The organism is Paenibacillus sp. JT22N7, assembly GCF_059383875.1.
On the sequence record NZ_JBXENY010000010.1, the window covers coordinates 92695 to 111086 of the forward strand.

General features: G+C 51.2%; 18 protein-coding genes. 5 read left to right on the forward strand and 13 right to left on the reverse strand.

What is annotated here, in order from left to right:
• Positions 1 to 64: 64 nt before the first annotated feature.
• The 9 genes from ppk1 to AC50Y5_RS24710 all read right to left on the reverse strand — a co-directional run bounded on the left by ppk1 (position 65) and on the right by AC50Y5_RS24710 (position 12244).
• Entirely contained in the window at positions 65 to 2125 is a 2061-nt protein-coding gene (gene ppk1 / locus AC50Y5_RS24670) for a polyphosphate kinase 1 (RefSeq protein ID WP_494864050.1), read from the reverse strand.
• An 86-nt stretch (positions 2126 to 2211) separates the two neighbouring features.
• Entirely contained in the window at positions 2212 to 2604 is a 393-nt protein-coding gene (locus AC50Y5_RS24675) for an FxsA family protein (RefSeq protein ID WP_056039805.1), read from the reverse strand.
• A 46-nt stretch (positions 2605 to 2650) separates the two neighbouring features.
• Positions 2651 to 3127 carry an acyl-CoA thioesterase gene (locus tag AC50Y5_RS24680; RefSeq protein WP_056039803.1) on the reverse strand — a complete coding sequence of 159 codons (477 nt, stop codon included), beginning with the start codon at positions 3125 to 3127 and terminating at the stop codon, positions 2651 to 2653.
• A 197-nt stretch (positions 3128 to 3324) separates the two neighbouring features.
• On the reverse strand, positions 3325 to 5079 hold the full coding sequence (gene pyk, locus AC50Y5_RS24685) for a pyruvate kinase (protein ID WP_056039801.1): 1755 nt from the start codon (positions 5077 to 5079) through the stop codon (positions 3325 to 3327).
• 223 nt (positions 5080 to 5302) lie between these two features.
• On the reverse strand, positions 5303 to 6379 hold the full coding sequence (locus AC50Y5_RS24690; protein ID WP_056039799.1) for an acetyl-CoA carboxylase carboxyltransferase subunit alpha: 1077 nt from the start codon (positions 6377 to 6379) through the stop codon (positions 5303 to 5305).
• Positions 6369 to 7241: an acetyl-CoA carboxylase, carboxyltransferase subunit beta gene (gene accD, locus AC50Y5_RS24695; RefSeq protein WP_056039797.1), complete on the reverse strand. Its 873-nt coding sequence runs from the start codon at positions 7239 to 7241 to the stop codon at positions 6369 to 6371. The genes AC50Y5_RS24690 and accD overlap by 11 nt, the downstream gene beginning before the upstream one ends.
• Before the next feature lie 40 nt (positions 7242 to 7281).
• Positions 7282 to 7470 carry a hypothetical protein gene (locus AC50Y5_RS24700; RefSeq protein WP_046229439.1) on the reverse strand — a complete coding sequence of 63 codons (189 nt, stop codon included), beginning with the start codon at positions 7468 to 7470 and terminating at the stop codon, positions 7282 to 7284.
• A 98-nt stretch (positions 7471 to 7568) separates the two neighbouring features.
• Positions 7569 to 8069: a phosphatidylglycerophosphatase A family protein gene (locus AC50Y5_RS24705; protein ID WP_081418968.1), complete on the reverse strand. Its 501-nt coding sequence runs from the start codon at positions 8067 to 8069 to the stop codon at positions 7569 to 7571.
• A gap of 512 nt (positions 8070 to 8581) precedes the next feature.
• Complete coding sequence (locus tag AC50Y5_RS24710) at positions 8582 to 12244, reverse strand: DNA polymerase III subunit alpha (RefSeq protein ID WP_494864051.1); 3663 nt, start codon at positions 12242 to 12244, stop codon at positions 8582 to 8584.
• Between the two features lie 126 nt (positions 12245 to 12370).
• On the opposite strand from AC50Y5_RS24710, the gene AC50Y5_RS24715 reads away from it, so the two are divergent.
• The 3 genes from AC50Y5_RS24715 to AC50Y5_RS24725 all read left to right on the forward strand — a co-directional run bounded on the left by AC50Y5_RS24715 (position 12371) and on the right by AC50Y5_RS24725 (position 13628).
• Positions 12371 to 12697: a YtrH family sporulation protein gene (locus tag AC50Y5_RS24715; protein WP_056040129.1), complete on the forward strand. Its 327-nt coding sequence runs from the start codon at positions 12371 to 12373 to the stop codon at positions 12695 to 12697.
• Between the two features lie 3 nt (positions 12698 to 12700).
• Positions 12701 to 13216 carry a sporulation membrane protein YtrI gene (locus tag AC50Y5_RS24720; RefSeq protein WP_056039790.1) on the forward strand — a complete coding sequence of 172 codons (516 nt, stop codon included), beginning with the start codon at positions 12701 to 12703 and terminating at the stop codon, positions 13214 to 13216.
• Positions 13217 to 13331: 115 nt separating this feature from the next.
• Positions 13332 to 13628 carry a YtpI family protein gene (locus AC50Y5_RS24725; protein WP_056039788.1) on the forward strand — a complete coding sequence of 99 codons (297 nt, stop codon included), beginning with the start codon at positions 13332 to 13334 and terminating at the stop codon, positions 13626 to 13628.
• Between the two features lie 93 nt (positions 13629 to 13721).
• Here AC50Y5_RS24725 and AC50Y5_RS24730 read toward each other — a convergent pair whose 3' ends face one another.
• Positions 13722 to 15062 (reverse strand): DRTGG domain-containing protein, encoded by a 1341-nt coding sequence (locus AC50Y5_RS24730; RefSeq protein ID WP_056039787.1) that lies wholly within the window; start codon positions 15060 to 15062, stop codon positions 13722 to 13724.
• Positions 15063 to 15096: 34 nt separating this feature from the next.
• Complete coding sequence (locus tag AC50Y5_RS24735; RefSeq protein WP_056039785.1) at positions 15097 to 15585, reverse strand: hypothetical protein; 489 nt, start codon at positions 15583 to 15585, stop codon at positions 15097 to 15099.
• A 180-nt stretch (positions 15586 to 15765) separates the two neighbouring features.
• On the opposite strand from AC50Y5_RS24735, the gene AC50Y5_RS24740 reads away from it, so the two are divergent.
• Entirely contained in the window at positions 15766 to 16113 is a 348-nt protein-coding gene (locus AC50Y5_RS24740) for a helix-turn-helix domain-containing protein (protein WP_046228758.1), read from the forward strand.
• A 69-nt stretch (positions 16114 to 16182) separates the two neighbouring features.
• On the opposite strand, the gene AC50Y5_RS24745 is transcribed toward AC50Y5_RS24740, so the two are convergent.
• Positions 16183 to 16464, reverse strand: a complete 282-nt coding sequence (locus AC50Y5_RS24745) for a hypothetical protein (RefSeq protein WP_494864052.1) — start codon at positions 16462 to 16464, stop codon at positions 16183 to 16185.
• Positions 16465 to 16534: 70 nt separating this feature from the next.
• Positions 16535 to 16870: a YlbF/YmcA family competence regulator gene (locus AC50Y5_RS24750; RefSeq protein ID WP_056039779.1), complete on the reverse strand. Its 336-nt coding sequence runs from the start codon at positions 16868 to 16870 to the stop codon at positions 16535 to 16537.
• Between the two features lie 148 nt (positions 16871 to 17018).
• Here AC50Y5_RS24750 and AC50Y5_RS24755 point away from each other — a divergent pair, with 148 nt between their 5' ends.
• A complete protein-coding gene (locus tag AC50Y5_RS24755; RefSeq protein ID WP_494864053.1) occupies positions 17019 to 18383 on the forward strand; it encodes a YheC/YheD family endospore coat-associated protein in 1365 nt (454 codons plus the stop codon).
• Positions 18384 to 18392: the final 9 nt, after the last annotated feature.

The following is an 18392-nucleotide window of genomic DNA, read 5'->3' on the forward strand; positions in this document are numbered from 1 at the left end:
TTCATAAAAAATAACGCGGTGAAAAAGGAATGGAGCATTCCTTTTTCACCGCGTTTTTCTTTTTTTATACTTGTACTTTCCAGCCTGGGATATGTCTAGCCTCGAATTGACTGCGGAACGGTTTATTTTCATTTTCAACATGAACATAAGTGCCGTTTGACTGCAGTTTCCTAGCTTTGACATTGTCATTCAAATTCAAGTTCAGCATGTTGATGAGCGTCTGACGCAAATGCGTGTCGTACACTGGACACATCAGCTCCACCCGCTTCATCAGGTTGCGCGTCATCCAGTCGGCACTGGATAAATAAACTTCCTCTTCCCCGCCATTGTGGAAATACATGACTCTTGCATGCTCCAAATAACGGTCCACAATGCTGATTACCTGAATGTTCTCGCTTCGGCCAGCAACACCAGGACGCAAGCAGCATACGCCGCGGACAATCAAATCGATTTTCACGCCTGCCTGCGAAGCCTCGTACAGCTTATCGACCATCTCTTGATTGGAGAGCGAGTTCATCTTCGCAATGACACGGCCCTTCTTCCCAGCCGCCACATGGGCGATTTCCCGGTCAATAAGGCGGAACAGCTTCTGCTTGAGATCCGTTGGAGCTACGCCAAAAGCTTTCCAGTCATATGGATCGGAATAGCCCGTCACCTCATTGAACAGCGCCGATGCATCGCCGCCGATTGTCGGATGAGATGTAAACAGACCGATATCAGTATACAGCGTCGCTGTGCTGTCATTGTAATTTCCTGTGCCCACATGCACATAACGGCGCAGCGTGTCCTGCTCCCGGCGCACGACGAGCAATATTTTCGCATGGGTTTTCAATCCAATCAGACCGTAGACGACATGGCAGCCCGCTTTCTCCAGCTGGCGCGCCCAAGCAATATTGCGCTCCTCATCGAATCGCGCCTTCAGCTCGACAACAACGGTCACCTGCTTGCCAGATTCGGCTGCTTCAGCCAGCGCTTGAACGAGCGCTGACTTGCCGCTGACCCGATACATCGTCATTTTAATCGCAAGCACATCCGGATCGGTGGCCGCCTGAAGCACAAAATCATTAACCGCATCAAACGATTCATACGGATGGTACATGAGAACGTCCCGCTGGCGAATCACTTCAAACATGTCGTCAGTGTCGTCAAATTCCATCGGATAGACCGGCTCCATTTTGTCATAACGCAAATGGTCATAGCCTGGTATAGCCTGAGCGAACTTCATCATAAAGCTTAAATCGAGCGGTCCATCAATTTCGATCAGGTTATCCTCGATTTCCAGCTCATCCTTGAGAATATCCAGCGCATCCGGATGCATGCCGCGAGCAACCTCAAGCCGTACGGAGATACCCCAACGGCGTTTGCGCAGCTCCTTCTCAATTTCCTCCAGCAAATCCTCGGCATCTTCATTGAGCGTAAAATCAGCATTGCGCGTCAAACGAAACGCATGCACCGCATAAGCTCCATAGCCATTGAAAAGGGTATCGATAAACTGCTCAATCAGATCCTCCAGCAGCACATATTCGCGCTTCTTGCTATTCGGGCGTTCAGGCAGCGGGACAAATCTTGCTAAAATCGATGGTACCTGCACCATCGCGAATAGTGGGTCTTCATCAGGTGCGGCTTCCGGGTGGCGCAATAAAACAGCTAAATATAATTCCTTCGTATGTACAAGTGGAAAAGGCCTGCTCTGATCGACCGCCATCGGTGTCAGGACAGGAAATACAATTTCATGAAAATACTCCGATACGGCCTTGGACTGCGTCATATTCAGCTCGCTCATTGAACGGATGGCAATGCCTTCCCGTCCCAAGCCGCGCAGCACGTCCCGATAAGATTTATATTGATCATGCACCATTTGATTCGTGCGTTTAATTAATCGTTTCCATAAGCCCGCGGGCGTATAGCCTGTAAAATCAATTTTAGAATAGCCTGCTTTAATTTGCTCTTGAATGCCCGCTACACGCACACTCATAAATTCATCTAAATTACTGGATACAATGGCTAGAAACTTGGCCCGCTCAAGCAGCGGATTGTTTACATCCTGCGCCTCTTGAAGCACTCGGCAGTTAAATTCGGCCCAACTTAAATCTCTGTTAACATAGTGGGACAAATGTTTTGTCATTTTGTGCGCCTCCCTCATATATGCCCCTATTATGCGCTACAACTATTCGTGTCGTATTATTAATTTGTAAAGCTAATGTAAACATCTTAGAACTTGCGTATGGAAAAAGATCCTCCGCGTATCCGTTTCTCCAGCCAGTGCAGCATGATCTGCTGATAAAAGGAACGGGTAAACGGCAGCAGAAAGGTCAGACCGATGATATCGCTGAAAAAGCCGGGAATAAGCAGCAGCAAACCGCCAGCCAGCACACATAGACCCTCCAGCAGCTTGCGTCCGGGTATTTGGCCCTGCTGCAGTTGAAGCTGCGCTTCTGCCCACACTCTGCGTCCCTCCGCCAGCGTCAAATAAGCCCCGACCATACTGAACAAAACGATGAGCCCAAACGTCTTCCACCCGCCAAGCCAGCTGCCCACTTGCACGATGCCCCAAAACTCAATCAAAGGCAATATAATCAATGCTGCGATGAGCCATTTTTTCATTATAAATTCCTCCCGTCCAGTTTATGCTGGCAGCAGCCGTCACCAATCAGCTTGTTATCTGCCTCATTAAATCATACAGCGCGGGGAGCCCTTTGTCCAAACGCATAGGTCGCCACTCCTTATTTACCCACACATGCTTGGTTCCTCCCGTAACGAGCCGCTCCCCCGGAAGGCTTTCCTGCTGCTCGTAAAAAGCGGGCTTAAACGACGCCTCATCTACTTTGCGAATTTCCGATTCAAAGGATAAACGCACGGAAGTGAAATCCGAAATGCGCGTGCAAATAAGCAGTGTGTCGTCATAACGCGCCGGCAATGCATAATGGCAATGCAAATCGATGACAGGCAGCAGCATGCCGCTTTGTTCAATAGATTTGTAGTCAAAGCCTGCTGATCGTATCAGCTCGGTGCGCCCAATTTCAAACCAGTTCAAATAGTTCGTGTGAAACACGACCCCCATTTGATCCGTTTCCTGATAACGGACGCGCAGCGGATGCGCGAACCATCCAGACAACGGGCTGCTCATCATGTAAACCTCCCTTTAAGTTCAACAAAAGCGACGGTGAAATCACCATCGCTTGTTGTTGCTCTGTCTATACGAGCAGAAAATATGCAGTTAAGGTGAAACGGCCGAAAGCCGTCCTCTGGCGGCGCGCGGCGTTTCAGTCCGAGAAATATAGAGAAAGTATGACGAAATCATATACTTTCCTATATTTTTGAAAATTATACAGACTTGGATTGGCCGGAGTAAATAACGCCTGTTTCGCCGTAAAGCGTAACTTCCATGCCATCTTCCAAAATAGTTGTAGCATTAGAAATGCCCAAAATAACTGGAATTCCGAGGTTGATGCCGCAAACAGCCGCATGGCTAGTAATGCCGCCTTGCTCCGTTACGACAGCTGCCGCTTTCTCGAATGCAGGCATATATTCTTTATCGGTCGATACGGTTACCAGAATCGAACCTTGTTTTGTTTTTGCAATAGCTTCTTCAGGCGTGCGGGCAACGACTACTGTACCAGTAGCTGTTTGGCTGCCGATGCCTTGTCCATTTGCCAGAAGCTCGCCAATGTGGTGAATTTTGATTAGGTTTGTTGTTCCAGAGCGGCCTACTGGCACACCAGCCGTAATAACGATTGTATCGCCAAGAGCAAGCAAACCAGTGCTGAGTGCGCCGGTTACTGCATTTTCGAACAAACCGTCTGTGGAATCAACGAGTGCGCCTTTAACGGGAATAACGCCCCATACAAGTGCCAGGCGACGCATAACCGTCTCTTCTGTTGTTACCGCAATGATTGGCGCTTTCGGACGGTATTTGGATACCATACGGGAAGTGAAGCCGCTTTGCGTCGAAGTAACGATCGCTTTCGCTTTCAGGTCAAATGCGGAATTAGCTACCGCTTGGGAGATTGCTTCCGTTACGCTTGTTTGCTGTGCATTCGCTTGTTTCGTGAAAATTTCACGGTATTCAAGAGCCGATTCTGCACGCTCAGCGATACGAGCCATCGTTTGTACCGATTCAACTGGATATTTACCAGCAGCTGTTTCGCCGGAAAGCATGATCGCATCTGTACCGTCGAAAATCGCGTTCGCAACGTCGCTCGCCTCAGCACGAGTCGGACGCGGGTTGCGCTGCATCGAATCCAGCATTTGTGTTGCTGTAATAACGGGCTTGCCAGCGCGATTACATTTTTGAATCATCGATTTTTGTACGAGCGGTACTTCTTCTGCTGGAATTTCAACGCCAAGGTCGCCGCGGGCAACCATCAGGCCGTCGGAAACTTCCAAAATTTCATCAAGGTTGTCTACACCTTGCTGGTTCTCAATTTTAGAAATAATTTGGATATGACCCGCATTGTGACGCTCCAGAAGCTCGCGAATTTCCAAAACATCGCTTGCTTTACGCACGAAGGAAGCCGCGATGAAATCTACGCCTTGCTCAATGCCGAAGACGATGTCGTTCGCGTCTTTCTCAGTAATACCAGGAAGCGAGATGTTTACGCCTGGTACGTTAACGCCCTTCTTGCTTTTAATTTGACCGCTGTTGACGATGCGGCAAATGATTTCTGTTCCTTGCACCTCTTCAACCGTCAAGCCAATTAGGCCGTCATCGATCAAAATGGTCGAACCAACCGAAACGTCGTTAGGCAGATCCGTATAAGTAATCGGAATACGCGTTACGTCGCCAAGAATTTCTTCTGTTGTCAAAGCGATTTTCTCGCCTTGCACCAGTTCAATTGGCTCTTCTTTCAATTTGCCCAGACGAATTTCCGGGCCTTTCGTATCAAGGAGAATGGCAGTTGTTTTGCCGAGTTCGATATTTGCTTGACGAATATTCTTGATGCGGTTACCGTGCTCTTCAAAATCGCCGTGGGAGAAGTTCAGACGAGCGACGTTCATGCCCGCTTGAATAAGCTTCTTCGTGTTTTCAAGTGATTCGCTGGATGGTCCGATTGTACATACAATCTTTGTTTTACGCATGTTTAGTTTTCCTCCGTTATATTGCCTGCTTGAATGGTAGGCCTTGCTAGTTAATATTCTTTTAAAAATATAAGAATTTATAAGTTGTTCACATATAAATAGGCTTATATTTCTCGGACTGAAACGCGCTGTGCCGCCATAGGACGGCGAAAGCCGTTTCACCTTGACCACAACTTAAATTACACGATTACGAGCAGCTTGTACAGTATAAAATATTTGTAAACTATACCTGCGCCGATTCCGGCTGCGCTGCTTTCTCAGTGCTTGGTTCTCCGCCTACTGCTGCTGCCTCGGAAGGCTCGTCTGCCAGCTCAGCAGTTTGCTGCTCTTCTGCCAGCGCCTGCTGGGCAATCTGGAACTTGCCGATTTTGCGGAATTTGCAGTAGCGGTCCTCTTTCAGCTCTTCCGGCGTCATGGCGCGCAGCTCCTGCAAATGGCTCCACAGCTTGGTCTTCAAGTGCTCTGCTGTAAAAGCAAGATCACGATGCGCACCGCCCTGCGGCTCCTCTACAATGTCCTCGATGACTTCAAACGCGAGTAAATCTTTGGCTGTAATCTTCATCGCTTCCGCCGCCTGATCAGCTTTCGATGCATCCTTCCAGAGAATCGAAGCTGCTCCATTCGGCGAAATCGCAGAATAGATCGCATTTTCCAGCATCAGCACCCGGTTGCCTACGCCAAGCGCAAGTGCACCGCCGCTGCCGCCTTCGCCAATAACGACGCATATGATCGGCACGCCGAAACCAGCCATCTCCCGCAAATTACGGGCAATTGCTTCCGATTGGCCCCGTTCCTCAGCAGTATTGCCAGGATAAGCGCCTTTCGTATCAATAAAAGTAATAATGGGACGATTAAATTTATTAGCTTGCTGCATGAAGCGCAGCGCCTTGCGGAAACCTTCCGGGTGGGGACTTCCGAAGAAGCGGGCGATGTTGTCGCGCGTATCCTTGCCGCGTTGGTGTCCGACAACCGTTACCGGTACGCCGTTCAGCTTGGCAAGTCCGCCTACGATAGCCAAATCATCGGCAAACAGGCGGTCGCCATGCAGCTCGATGAAATCGGTAAACACCGCCTGAATGAAATCCAGCGTCGTCGGACGCTGATGGTGGCGCGCTACATGCATTTTTTGCGCAGGGGTCAGCTCCTGGTACATTTCCTGTTCCAGCTGCTTGCAGCGCTCCTCAAGACGGGCAATTTCCTCGGAAAAATCCATGCCATTGCCCGCCGCGAGCGTTTCCAGCGTCTTTATCTTTTCCCTTAAATCACTGAGCGGTTTCTCGAACGGAAGCTCACCCGCCATTAGACAATCCCTCCCCTGCGGTATGCATATCAAGCAGTTTGGTCAGCATTTGCTTCATGTCGTTACGGTGTACAACCATATCAAGCTGGCCATGCTGCAAATTGAATTCCGCCGTCTGGAAGTTGTCCGGCAGCTTCTGACGAATCGTCTGCTCGATTACAATGCGGCCTGCAAAGCCTACTAATGCGCCAGGCTCGGCCAAATTATAGTCGCCAAGACTTGCGAAGCTCGCCGAGACGCCACCCATCGTTGGATCGGTGAATACCGAGATAAACAAGCCGCCCGCTTCATGAAGCTTGGAGAGCGCTGCGCTTGTTTTCGCCATTTGCATAAGGCTCAGAATGCTTTCCTGCATGCGTGCGCCACCCGATGTGGAAAAAATAATAAGCGGCAGGCGCTTGTCAAGCGCCGCTTCTACAGCCCGCGTTATCTTTTCACCTACGACCGAGCCCATGCTGCCGCTGAAAAAGTCAAAGCTCATGACAGCGACAACGACAGGAAGACCGCCGATAGTTCCTTCGCCGGTAACAACTGCTTCACGCAAATTCGGATTTTTAGCCAGTTGCTGCTCCAGCTTGCTTGCATAACCAGGGAAACCAAGCGGATCTTCCGATACAAGGTCCGTATCGTATTCCGTCAGCTGTCCTTCATCAAGCGTCATGGCAATGCGCTCCCAAGCCGAAAGGCGGAAGTGATAGCCACAGGAGGAGCAGACCTTCAGATTCTTCTCCAGCTCTTTGCTGTATTGAATCGTTCCGCACCGCGTACACTTATTCATCAGTCCTTCTGGAATGTCGCGTTTAGGGCGCTCCGAAGGTACTGTCGCGTATTTCTTCTTCGTAAACAAGTCCTTAATTTGCACGTATGACACCTCTCAAGGCGCAATCGAATAAGGGAATCCGTTACGGCTGAAACAAGGAGTTAAACACTTCTTGAACTTCCTCCAGCTCACCCGACGGCACCAATATTTCAAATTGCTGTTTAGACAGATTGACTGGACGGATCTTCACGAGAAATCCTTCTTCCGTAAGCCGTTTCTTGATATTCTCTGCGATTTTTGCTGTTGGCGCGATATAAATGACCGTCCACATTATGGTACCTCCTGAAAACTTTGCTACGGGCAAAGTTTACATCTTAAACATAGCTAAGTCCCGTTAACAGGTCATATGATCTTATAATAGTATCATAATCATGGGGAATCGGGCAAATGGTATTGCTGCGCTTTCGGGTCCTGATGTGCAATTCTTGCCGATGCGGCCGCCGCAAGTCCCGCAACGAGATCATCAAGGAACACATGAATATGCCGCCCTTTTATATTAAGCTGATTAATAATGCCAGGCTTCACTTTATCCAAATAACCAAAACTCGTCAAGCCGATCATCCCGTACACGTTCGTAATGCCAAGCGCCAGCGTCTCATCCACCCCATACAGCGACTCATCATTTTCCATAATCGCCTGCAGCGGTTCAGGCAATAGCTTGCGCTCCGCCAGCTCGTCTAAAGCGATGCCCGTATAAAGCACATACTGCACCTCGCGCTTGCCCAGTACAGCCCGAACGCTGTCCTCGCATTCCTTCATGCATAAGCTCGCATTGTAAGGACGCTGCAGCGTATACACAATCTCAGCAATATCATCGACCTTCACTCCGCGCTTGCCCAGCCACGCTTCAATCTTGGATGTCGAAGCCATGTCCATCCCTCCCATGCTTGTACGCTGTTATGCAGCGTAAGCAGCGGCAATGCGGCTTTCGGGGCCCTAATAACGATGCTGCCTTTCGCGGAAGCTGTATCCCCATAGCCCGCAAGCAACAGCTGACCTCCCGCATTTCTCCGCTTGTATCCCTAAATGTATGCGGATAAAGAAAGATATGTGCATCATTTTGAATTCGCTTGCGCAAGAGGTCGCAGGGTGAAAACTTAGAAAGCGGAGAGGACGAAATAAGAGAAGAAAGCCCGAAATGCGAGGAAAAGAGGTTAACGAAGTAAAAGAAATAAGAGAAGTAAGAGAAATGGGCAGCAATGGCTTGAAAATAGGGCTGGCCTTCGCTGTAGACAGCTAAGGCCAGCCCTATGAGAGATCGCTTTGCCATGTTTAAGCTTCGCGATTATTAAATAAAATCAAACGTTCTAACCTTTGCAGGAGTCCTGTCTACCTAGCTATGAACTCCAGTAATTTATGCTTGCGCCGTATGCTGCTTGCTCCTATTTGACGACGACAGCCCCTTCGCCGAACAGCTGCTCAATCTCGCCGAACAACTCCGGCGACGGCTTGACGCGGTAGCTGTCGCTAAGGGCGATCAGCTTCTGTTCACGCTCGTAGAACAGAACGGTGTCCAGCTGGCCGGGGTGCTCGGCCAGCAGCTGCTTGAGCCGCTCCAGCGCGGCAAGCTGCTCGCGCGCGGCTGCGAGCTTGATGTAAACCCGCTGGCGCTTACGCCCAGCGGGTTCCTGCCGCGGTGCCCGCGGAGGCAGCTGCTGCGCTTCGCCTGCAGCAGCAGCGCCGGGCCCGCGGCCCGCCGGGGCGGCTGGCGCTGCCGCCCCGCCCTTGCCCTGCCCGGACGGCTTCGCCCGCCCGGGACCGGGCCACGCGCCTCTCGCGGCGCGGGCTTGCGCTTGCCGTTGCAAGCGCTGCGCCTGCTCTGCGAGCGGCGCCCCTGCCGCAGCAGCTCCGCCTGCGAGCGGCACAACATCCTCCAGGATGAGCTTAAACTCCTCATCCTGATGCTGCACGGTCGCCTGCACAATGGCGAGACCGCCCTTTTCCAGCTTATCCGCGCAGCGTTTCCACACTGCCGGGAACACAACGGCTTCAACGCGGAGGATGCGATCCTCCAGCTCCAGAAACCCCATCGCATTGCCCTTCTTGTTCGTGAACGGCTTCAGCGACACAATATGCACCGCCGCTACCGCCGGCGCGCCTTCCGCGCTATCCGCCAGCTCAAACAGACGGTCGAGCCCGAGCGGCGCAAGCTGCTCCTCCACTGCATCGAGCGGATGCCCTGACAAATACATGCCGAGCAGCTCGCGTTCAAACTCCAACTGCTCAGCTGTTGAGAACGGCCTGATGTCCGGCAGCTCCACATCCCAGTTCTGCACCTCATCGAAACCAAACAGCTCGATCTGCAGCTCGGCGCGCTCCTTGCGCCATTTCACCGCCGCTTCGACCGTCTCCTCCAGGGCACCGAGCAATTGCGCTCGGTGCCCTGGCAGCGAGTCGAAGGCGCCAGCCTGGATGAGCGACTCCAGCACGCGCTTGTTCACGACGCGCAAATCGACGCGGCGGCACAGGTCGAGCAAGCTTTCAAACGGCTTGTCCGCCCGTTCCTTGCGCAGCGCTTCAATCGCCTGCGTACCGACATTTTTCACCGTCGCCAGCCCAAAGCGCACGGCCCCTTCAACCGGCGTGAACGTCACGCCGCTCTCGTTGACATCGGGCGGCAGCACCTGAATGCCCATTCGGCGGCATTCATCGACGTATTCCGCCGTTTTCCGCTGGTTGCCGTTCACGGATGCCAGCATCGAAGCCATAAAGGGAACCGGATAATGCGCCTTCAGCCATGCCGTCTGAAAAGCCAGTACGCCATAAGCAGCCGCATGCGCCCGCGGGAATCCATAGTCTGCAAAACGCACGATCATATCGTAAACGAGATTCGCCTCGTCCTCTCTGTAGCCCTGCGTCACACTGCCCTTCACAAAATGCTCCCGCTGCTCATCCAGCACCTCGCGCTTTTTCTTCGAAACGGCACGGCGCAGCAAATCCGCTTCGCCCAGCGAGAAGCCGGCCATGCTGGAGGCAATCTGCATAATTTGCTCTTGGTACACGATAATGCCATACGTATCGGATAGAATCGGCTCAAGGGACGGATGAGGGTATTCCACCTGCACCTCGCCATGCTTGCCTTGAATATATTTCGGAATAAATTCCATCGGACCAGGGCGATACAAAGCAAGAACCGATACGATATCCTCGAACTCCGACGCCCTCAAATCCCGCAATACGCGGCGCACACCGGAAGACTCCAATTGAAAAATGCCCGTCGTCTCGCCGCGGCCGAGCATCGCATACGTTTCTGGGTCATTGTCGGGAATCGTGCGAAAATCAATCGTCTCGCCATACTGCTCCTTCACCCAATTCAGCGTTCGCTCCAAAATCGAAAGGGTACGCAGTCCCAGAAAGTCCATCTTGAGCAGCCCAATCGCTTCCAGATGCTCCATCGAATATTGGGTTAAAACAGCCCCTTCGCCGCCCGCTTGCAGCGGCACATACTCCGTCAGCGGCTCGCTGGCAATAACAACACCAGCCGCATGCGTAGAAGCATGGCGCGGCATGCCCTCTACCTTAAGCGCCATATCCAGCATCGCCGCCGTCTTCGGCAGGCGCTCCGCCGCCTCGCGCAGCCCTTCAGTCGTCCGCAGCGCCTCGGCAAGCGTAATGCCGAGCTGGCGCGGAATGAGCTTCGCCGCGCGATCCACCTCGGCAAGCGGCACATTCATCGCGCGTCCGACGTCGCGGACTGCTGCTTTCGCCGCCATGGTGCCGAACGTAATAATTTGGGCAACATGCCCTTCGCCGTATTTTTGGGCGACATAGGCAATGACTTCATCCCGGCGCTCATCATTAAAGTCGATATCAATATCGGGCATTGATATGCGCTCCGGATTCAGAAACCGCTCAAAGAGCAGCTTGTATTTCAGCGGATCTACATCGGTGATCCGCAGTGTATAAGCAACTAGAGAGCCGGCTGAAGAGCCCCGTCCCGGGCCTGTACGAATGCCCTGCTCATGGGCAAAACGGATAAAATCCCAGACGATTAGAAAATAATCGCTAAAGCCCATTTTTTCAATAACAGACAGCTCATAGGCTAGCCGCTGCTCTGCCTGCTGGCGGAAGTCCGGCTCCTGCATCCACTCCGGCAGCTGGCTGTATCTTGCAAGCAGTCCTTCGCTGCATAGCTGCTGCAAATACCCCGCTGAGCTTGCTCCCTCTGGCACGGGATGAAATACCGGAAGCGGCGCCCGTCCAAAAGCCAGCTCAAGCGTGCATTTATCCGCGATGGCTGCCGTATTTGCAATAGCCTGCGGCACATGGCGGAATAGGGCCTCCATCTCCTCCCCGCTCTTTAAATACATTTGGTCCGTCTGCATTTTCATACGGTCCACATCATCGACGGATTTGCCTGTCCCAATGCAAATGAGTACATCCTGCATTTCTGCGTCAGCCGCAGTAATATAATGGACATCGTTCGTAACCGCCAGCTGAATGCCGGTTTCCTGCGCCAGCTCAATCATCGCTAAATTCACTTTTTTCTGCTCCAGCAAATGATGATCCTGAAGCTCCAAATAAAAATCATCGCCGAAAATGTCTCGGTACCGCTGTGCCGCCTTGCGCGCTTCATCGGGCCTGTCATGCAGCAAATGCTGCGAAACTTCGCCTCCAAGGCAGGCACTCAGGCAGACGATGCCTTCCGCATGCTTAGCCAGCATTTCCGGATCGACGCGCGGACGATAATGAAAGCCTTCCAAATGGGCAATCGAGCTCAGCTTCATGAGATTGCGATAGCCTGTTTCATTTTTGGCAAGCAAAATTAAATGATAGATCGGGTTTTCTTTGCGCGAGCCCTTCTCAAACCGCGAGCTTGCGGTCATATACATCTCACAGCCTACAATCGGCTTAATACCATGCTGCTGGCAGGCACGGATGAACGGAATGGCTCCATACATGACGCCATGGTCCGTAAGCGCCAGCGCCTGCATTCCCAGCTCGGCAGCGCGGGCTGTCAAATCGCGAATCCGTGCCGCGCCATCAAGCAAGCTATATTCACTATGAACGTGCAAATGCACGAATGGCGACTCTTTAGCGGTCATTGCGCCTCGCCCCCTCAGGTGTTCCATCTCTATTTGTCTATTTTATCATAATCGCCAAGGCACCGCCCATACAATGATAATAGGAGCCGGACGGGCTCCACTTGGCGAAGAGAGCTGGTGAGCGAAGTGAATTATTTTTTGATGAAGGCAGGGCTCGATTTCTTTATTGCCTTTGGCGTCGTATTAGGCGGCTCAATGCTCGCTGGCATTGGATCGGTTTTTCTGCTGATGCCCCCCACCTCCATGATGGTCAATACAGCGGCAAATTTAAAAATATGGGCTATAGTAGCCGCAGTAGGCGGCTCCATTGATCCGATGCGCGTCATAGAAAGCAATATTATGGAGGGGCATCTGTCCCCAGCGGCACAGCAGGTTGGCTATATTATCGCTGCTTTTCTCGGGGCTCATATGGGCACGGAGCTTGTGAGGCTCATTTGCAAAGGGACGGGCTAAGCGATGCGGCTGCCACCGTTTGACAAATATATTAAAGGGCTGCAAATGTTCGGCATGCTCCTGCTCGGCATGGTTGTCGGCGCGGTCGTTTACAACTCCCTCTACCAAGCACAATTTGAGGCGCTTGTCAGTCTCAAAAGCGAGCTCGAAATTCAATTGGAGCAATATGAGCAGGACATTGGCAATCTTAAAGAGTTCAAGCATCAGCACACGGTTATCAAGAGCATTTTGCCGAGAATTGAGCTGGAAGCCGGGCAAAACGCAGGTCGTCCGCAGCTCGACAAAATGACAGAGGCTGAGCTGATTCGGCGAATCAAAGCCGATCTGTCCGTTTTTATCGGGCAAAGCATTTACGAGATTGATTCCAATGCGCAGTTTGCAAGAAAGCTGCTGAGCAAGAGAGTTTACAACGGGGTACTGGAGAAGGATTACGAGGTCGAGGTCAAAACGATGCTTGTCGTCGATAATGTGCTGCAGCTGTGGGTTAAAGTCCGCCTGCATGATCGCGGACCGAGTTAGCGTAAAGACATGCGCTGCGCTGCTTCTGTTTATGTCCCTATTCATGCTACAATAGCAGCAGAAATGCGGAATAGAGCACAATCATTCCGCTTGCAAAGGAGCTGCTTTAGAACGAATGGACTCACTGCTGCAATATTTATTCGCACCCGTCATCTTCCTCACCCTGCTGCTGACCGTTATTTTCAGCTACAGATCCCGTAGAGCCGCTGATGGTGCAAAGCGTATGCTGTACGGGGCCAGAATGAATATAAGCATGGGCGTCATGCTCATATTTATTGCCGGCGTTCAGCTGTTTTTGTCCAATGAATCCACTGTGCGCATCGTCATTGGGGCGCTGTTCATGGTCATTGGCCTATTCAATCTTTTCGCTGGACTGCGCAATCTCAGTATGCTGCGCACAACGCGCCGCTAAAAAAAGGCAGCGGCGAACGCAGCGCTATTACAGCTTAGCTCCGTTCACTCCGCTTGCCTTTTTTTCAGAGCGACCGCCCTGGTTGCTTTATGTTTAAGGATCAATCATTTGGGCTGACATCATCGCTTTCGCTGCCAGCCCGCCCCGATCCCTCACTTCAATTTCCAGCTTCGTTGATTTGCGGCTCATCTCCATCGCCCGCGGTATAATCGTTATTTCACTGTCCATTTCTACTGGCTTCACAAAATAAGTCGTCATGCTTTCGAGCAAATAATCGCGTTTCCCCGTCTCGCGAATCATTCTCCTGCCAGCCTGCGTCATAAGCGTAACGAGCACGCCTTCCGATATCATGCCAAGCGAGCCTGACATTTGCGGCGTTACGACCCCTTTATAAACAAACTCGCCAGCCGCATCTTCACTAGCCATAAATCTTGACCACATTAAATCATCGAACGTTTCGCCCGATTCGGGCTGTTTGCCCGCAAACCGCAGCGCATCAATCACCTGCTGGCGGCTAATGACACCAAGCAGCTTGCGATGCCGATCAACGATAGGCAGCAAATCAATCCCTTCCGCCGCCATCGTATGAGCAGCGGATGTAACGGTAATATTCGGTGCTGCCGTAATCGGATGGCGGGTCATCAGCTTATCGACAGTCTGCTCATCCAGTGCGCCGGAGGCATCCTTTGCCGTCATCATGCCAATGACTTTGCCGCGGTCATCCACCACGGGAAAACGCGAATAACCTGTTCTGCGCCGCAGTTCCTTGAAGCTGCCTGCCGTATCTCCGGGATGCAGCACATCGGCTGGTCTGCTGAACGTAACCAAATCTTCAATCAACATCACTTTTCGCTTAATGAGACGGTCGTACATAGCGCGGTTGATCATGGACGCAACGGTAAACGTATCATATCGCGAAGAGAGAATAGGCAGCCCCTTCTCATCCGCAAGCGCTTTAACCTCTTCGCTCGTCTCGAAGCCGCCAGTAATGAGCACACCTGCTCCTTGCTCCAGCGCCCGCTTATGCGCACCGATCCGGTTACCGACAATAAGCAGGCTATCTTCATCGATATAACGCAGCATAGCATCGAGCTCCATCGCGCCGATAACGAACTTATGCAGCGTTTTTTCAAGGCCAGATGCGCCACCAAATAGCTGGCCTTCTACAATTTCCGCTACTTCGCCAAACGTAAGCTGGTCGAGCGCCTCTTTTCTTTTACGGTCGATGCGCACCGTCCCAATTCGTTCCTTTGTGCTGACGAGTCCGGTTGCTTCCGCTTCTTTAATGGCTTTATAGGCTGTTCCTTCACTGACTCCCAACGTTTTTGCAATCACTCTGACCGAGATTTTCGTTCCGATCTTCAGCTCTTGAATATGTGCAAGAATCAGCTCATGCTTGGTGCTGGTCTCTGAACCGGAACCGACTTTAGACACACCTGTACCTCCCTCTGGCTTTCAACACTGCTGGCTAACTATTAATGTTCTCATTATACCAATCCACCATAACGGCGGCGACCTTAAGTTTCGCGTCTATTTCCTTGCCCTGCTTGTCCACAAAACGATATTTATCGAACACAGGCTGCAATACGCCTTTGCTTAAAGCTGTACTCATGCCTTCAATAATAAAAGCTTGCCAATCGTAAACAATCGGTACCGAATAACGTAATTGATAAGCAGGCACATCCGTCATCTTAACCGATTGCTGCGGAATTTCCTCGTAAATGGTGGAAAATAAAATCGTGGCCTTCTCGCTATAAGGACGCGATGCGACTTCCGATTCCAAGCTGATACGATATTCAACCAGTTGTGAATGAGGCTCAACCCGGCAGCGCAAAATACCATGCGCGAGCAGAAGTTTCTCTTTTTTATGAAAAATCGTATAGCTTAAACGCACGTGGAATCGCACTTGACGATAATGCAGCTGAACTTTGCGGAAAAACTCAAATTCTTCTACCATCTCCCAATCTCCTTGTAAAAAGAACCTTTTAAGTAAAAAGAAGTTTAATAAGGACCATTTTACATAATTATAATAAAGTCAGGTATTTCCGTCAATGACTTTAGTCATTATATTTAATAGGTTCTATAGAACGTTGTTGGTTGGCATCTAAAGCTCTATCTTTAGGCTGAGGTGAACAATTTGAGTAAATTTGCCCGATACATAGGAGATAACATCCGCACACTGCGCAAAATGAGAGGCCTTAGCCAGGAGCAGCTGGCGCTCAGAGCGGACATTAATGCTTCGTATATGGGGCAAGTCGAGCGAGGAGAGAAAAGTCCTACCGTCGATGTTCTCGGCAAAATTGCCGCAGCGCTCGACTCTCCGCTGGAACAGCTTGTTCATTTGGATGCTTCGCAGCAGACAAGCCCAGAAGACAATAGTTACGCCGACAAAATCGCCCATCAATTACATGGACTAACCGTCAAAGAACAAGAAGCGGTTTACAAATTCGTAAAGCAGCTCGTCCAGTTCAAAGAATTGGATTAATGTTTGAAAAACAAATAAGGCTCAGCGATCATCGCTGGGCCTTATTTGTTTTTGTTTCGCTTTTGCTAGCTAGCCCCGCGCGCGCCGCCCGGCAACAACCTGCTGCAGCTTGCGCTCCAGCGACCGGCTTTTGGCACGTTTAATGCGCTGCATCTGCTGCCGCCTCGCTTCGCCTTGCATCAGCGCATCGATTTGCGCCGCCACAATGACAAGCGAGAACACCAGCCAGACGATGCCAAATAAGCTTGTCCCGCTCCAAGGAGCGCCCAAATCCAGTCTGGGCACCCCGTAGACTAGCATCGCTACCGCAGCTAGCAAATATAATACATGACGGCTCCTGCCTTTTCTCATATCCCTCAGCTCCTCTGGTAGCACTTCCTCACATTATATGAAGCAAGGACGAGGGTTATGACCGCCGGCGTTAATCAACGATGGATTTTAGCACATCGGACATAATGCGGTTTATGTCCTCAAAAACGATGGAGAAGCGGCGCTCAGCCTCCATCAAGCCGCTGACGAGCGGATTTAGCGAAATGACCTCATACAGCTTGTTCAGCGTATCCATATCGACCGCGGAAGGCTCCTCGCCCGCCATCATTTTCTGCTGAAGCTCGTTTTGGCGCTCGCGAAAATCATCAAGCATCCGTTTTGCATCTGGATCAGCATCTGCAGCCTGCTTTGCCTCTTTGAGCAAACGCGCTTCCTCGCTGTCCTTTAACGCTTTGGCCAGTTCATACGTTTTGTCGTAAACATTCATGGCTTTTCCCCTCCATTATTTGCGTGAACAGCTGTTAGTATCTAATCACCAAGGGATAGATGTCCTCATATGATGAATTAATTCGTGCAAAACACCCAGCGGCTGTTACCCGCTTGCCGGAATCCTCCTGCTTGGAAGGAGATTTACGATGCTCAAATCGAAAGTAGCCGTCCAGGTTATCAGCTCAGGCATGCTCGCCGAGGATACGCTCATGCTGGGCGAAGCCTATATGAAACAGTGGAAGATCCCTCAGGGCCAGCCTGTAGCGATGACCTTCGGCTCACTTAAGCAACATGTCAAAGTATTGCCCGTCACACGTTATGACGGTATTCGAATTAGCCAAAGTCTAGCACGCAAGATGGGCATTTCGAATGGAGCTACCTTAAGAATCAACTATAAATCCGGATCAGCGACGCTTTCACTTGGCCCGCTTATCGGTATTCTGATCAGCAGGGATTATCCAGGGACGCCAGATAAGCCGTTTGGCTCGATCACCATGTTCTGCAAGGAGTTGGTTGACGGCTGCGCTGCACAGGGCGGGCATGTGTGTTTTTTCACCCCCGGCCAACTATCTGGCGGGCAGCAAACCGTGGAAGGATGGATCTATGCGGGCGGCTGGCAAAGAGCGTCGCTTCCCATTCCAAATGTCATTAACAATCGACTAACTTCCCGAAAACTAGAGAACAAACCCAGCGTACAACATTTTTTCAAAGAAGTAAAATCCAGGTTTCAGACAACTGTTTTCAATGAAAAGTTTCTCGATAAAACGGAAGTTTTCGAAGCGCTCAAGAAGGACGAATCCGCCCTTCGCTATTTGCCAGAGTCTTATTCGCTGCGCAGCTTTGCCACCTTTAAAGCCATGTGCAGCAAACACGCCAACATCTTTTTGAAGCCTGTCACAGGAAGTCTTGGCAAAGGGATCATTCGAGTATCAAAGACTGAAACGGGCGGCTATCAGGCCCAATTTACGACAACGACAGGCTCGCGCAAGCAGCTTTATCCAAACCAGCTCAAAGTCTATTCCGCCATCTCTGCAAAAATGAAAACCGTCCGCTACCAGGTGCAGCAAGGCCTCCAGCTGATTGAAATCCAGAAGCGGCCCGTCGACTTCCGGGCGCTCGTACAGAAAAATGTCAGCGGAAAATGGAAAATCACTTCGATTGTAGCCCGAACAGCTGGCGGTCAGCATTTTGTTTCCAACCTCGCGCGGGGCGGCACATTAAGCACGGTTAGCGAGGCCATTTCTAAATCCAACTTGACGAGCGGCCGAGCGGATACTTCGAGCAGGCTGCAGCATGCAGCGCTCCTCATTGCCAAAGGAATTGAGACGCATATTCCCGCCCACTTCGGTGAGCTCGGCATCGATCTGGCTATTGATACGAGCGGCAGGGTATGGCTGCTGGAGGTCAACTCCAAGCCTTCCAAAAATGACAATACGCCGCTGAATGACAACAAAATTCGTCCCTCAGTTCGCATGGTTATTCAATATTCCCGTTTTTTATCGGGCTTCTAGCGGAGGCGC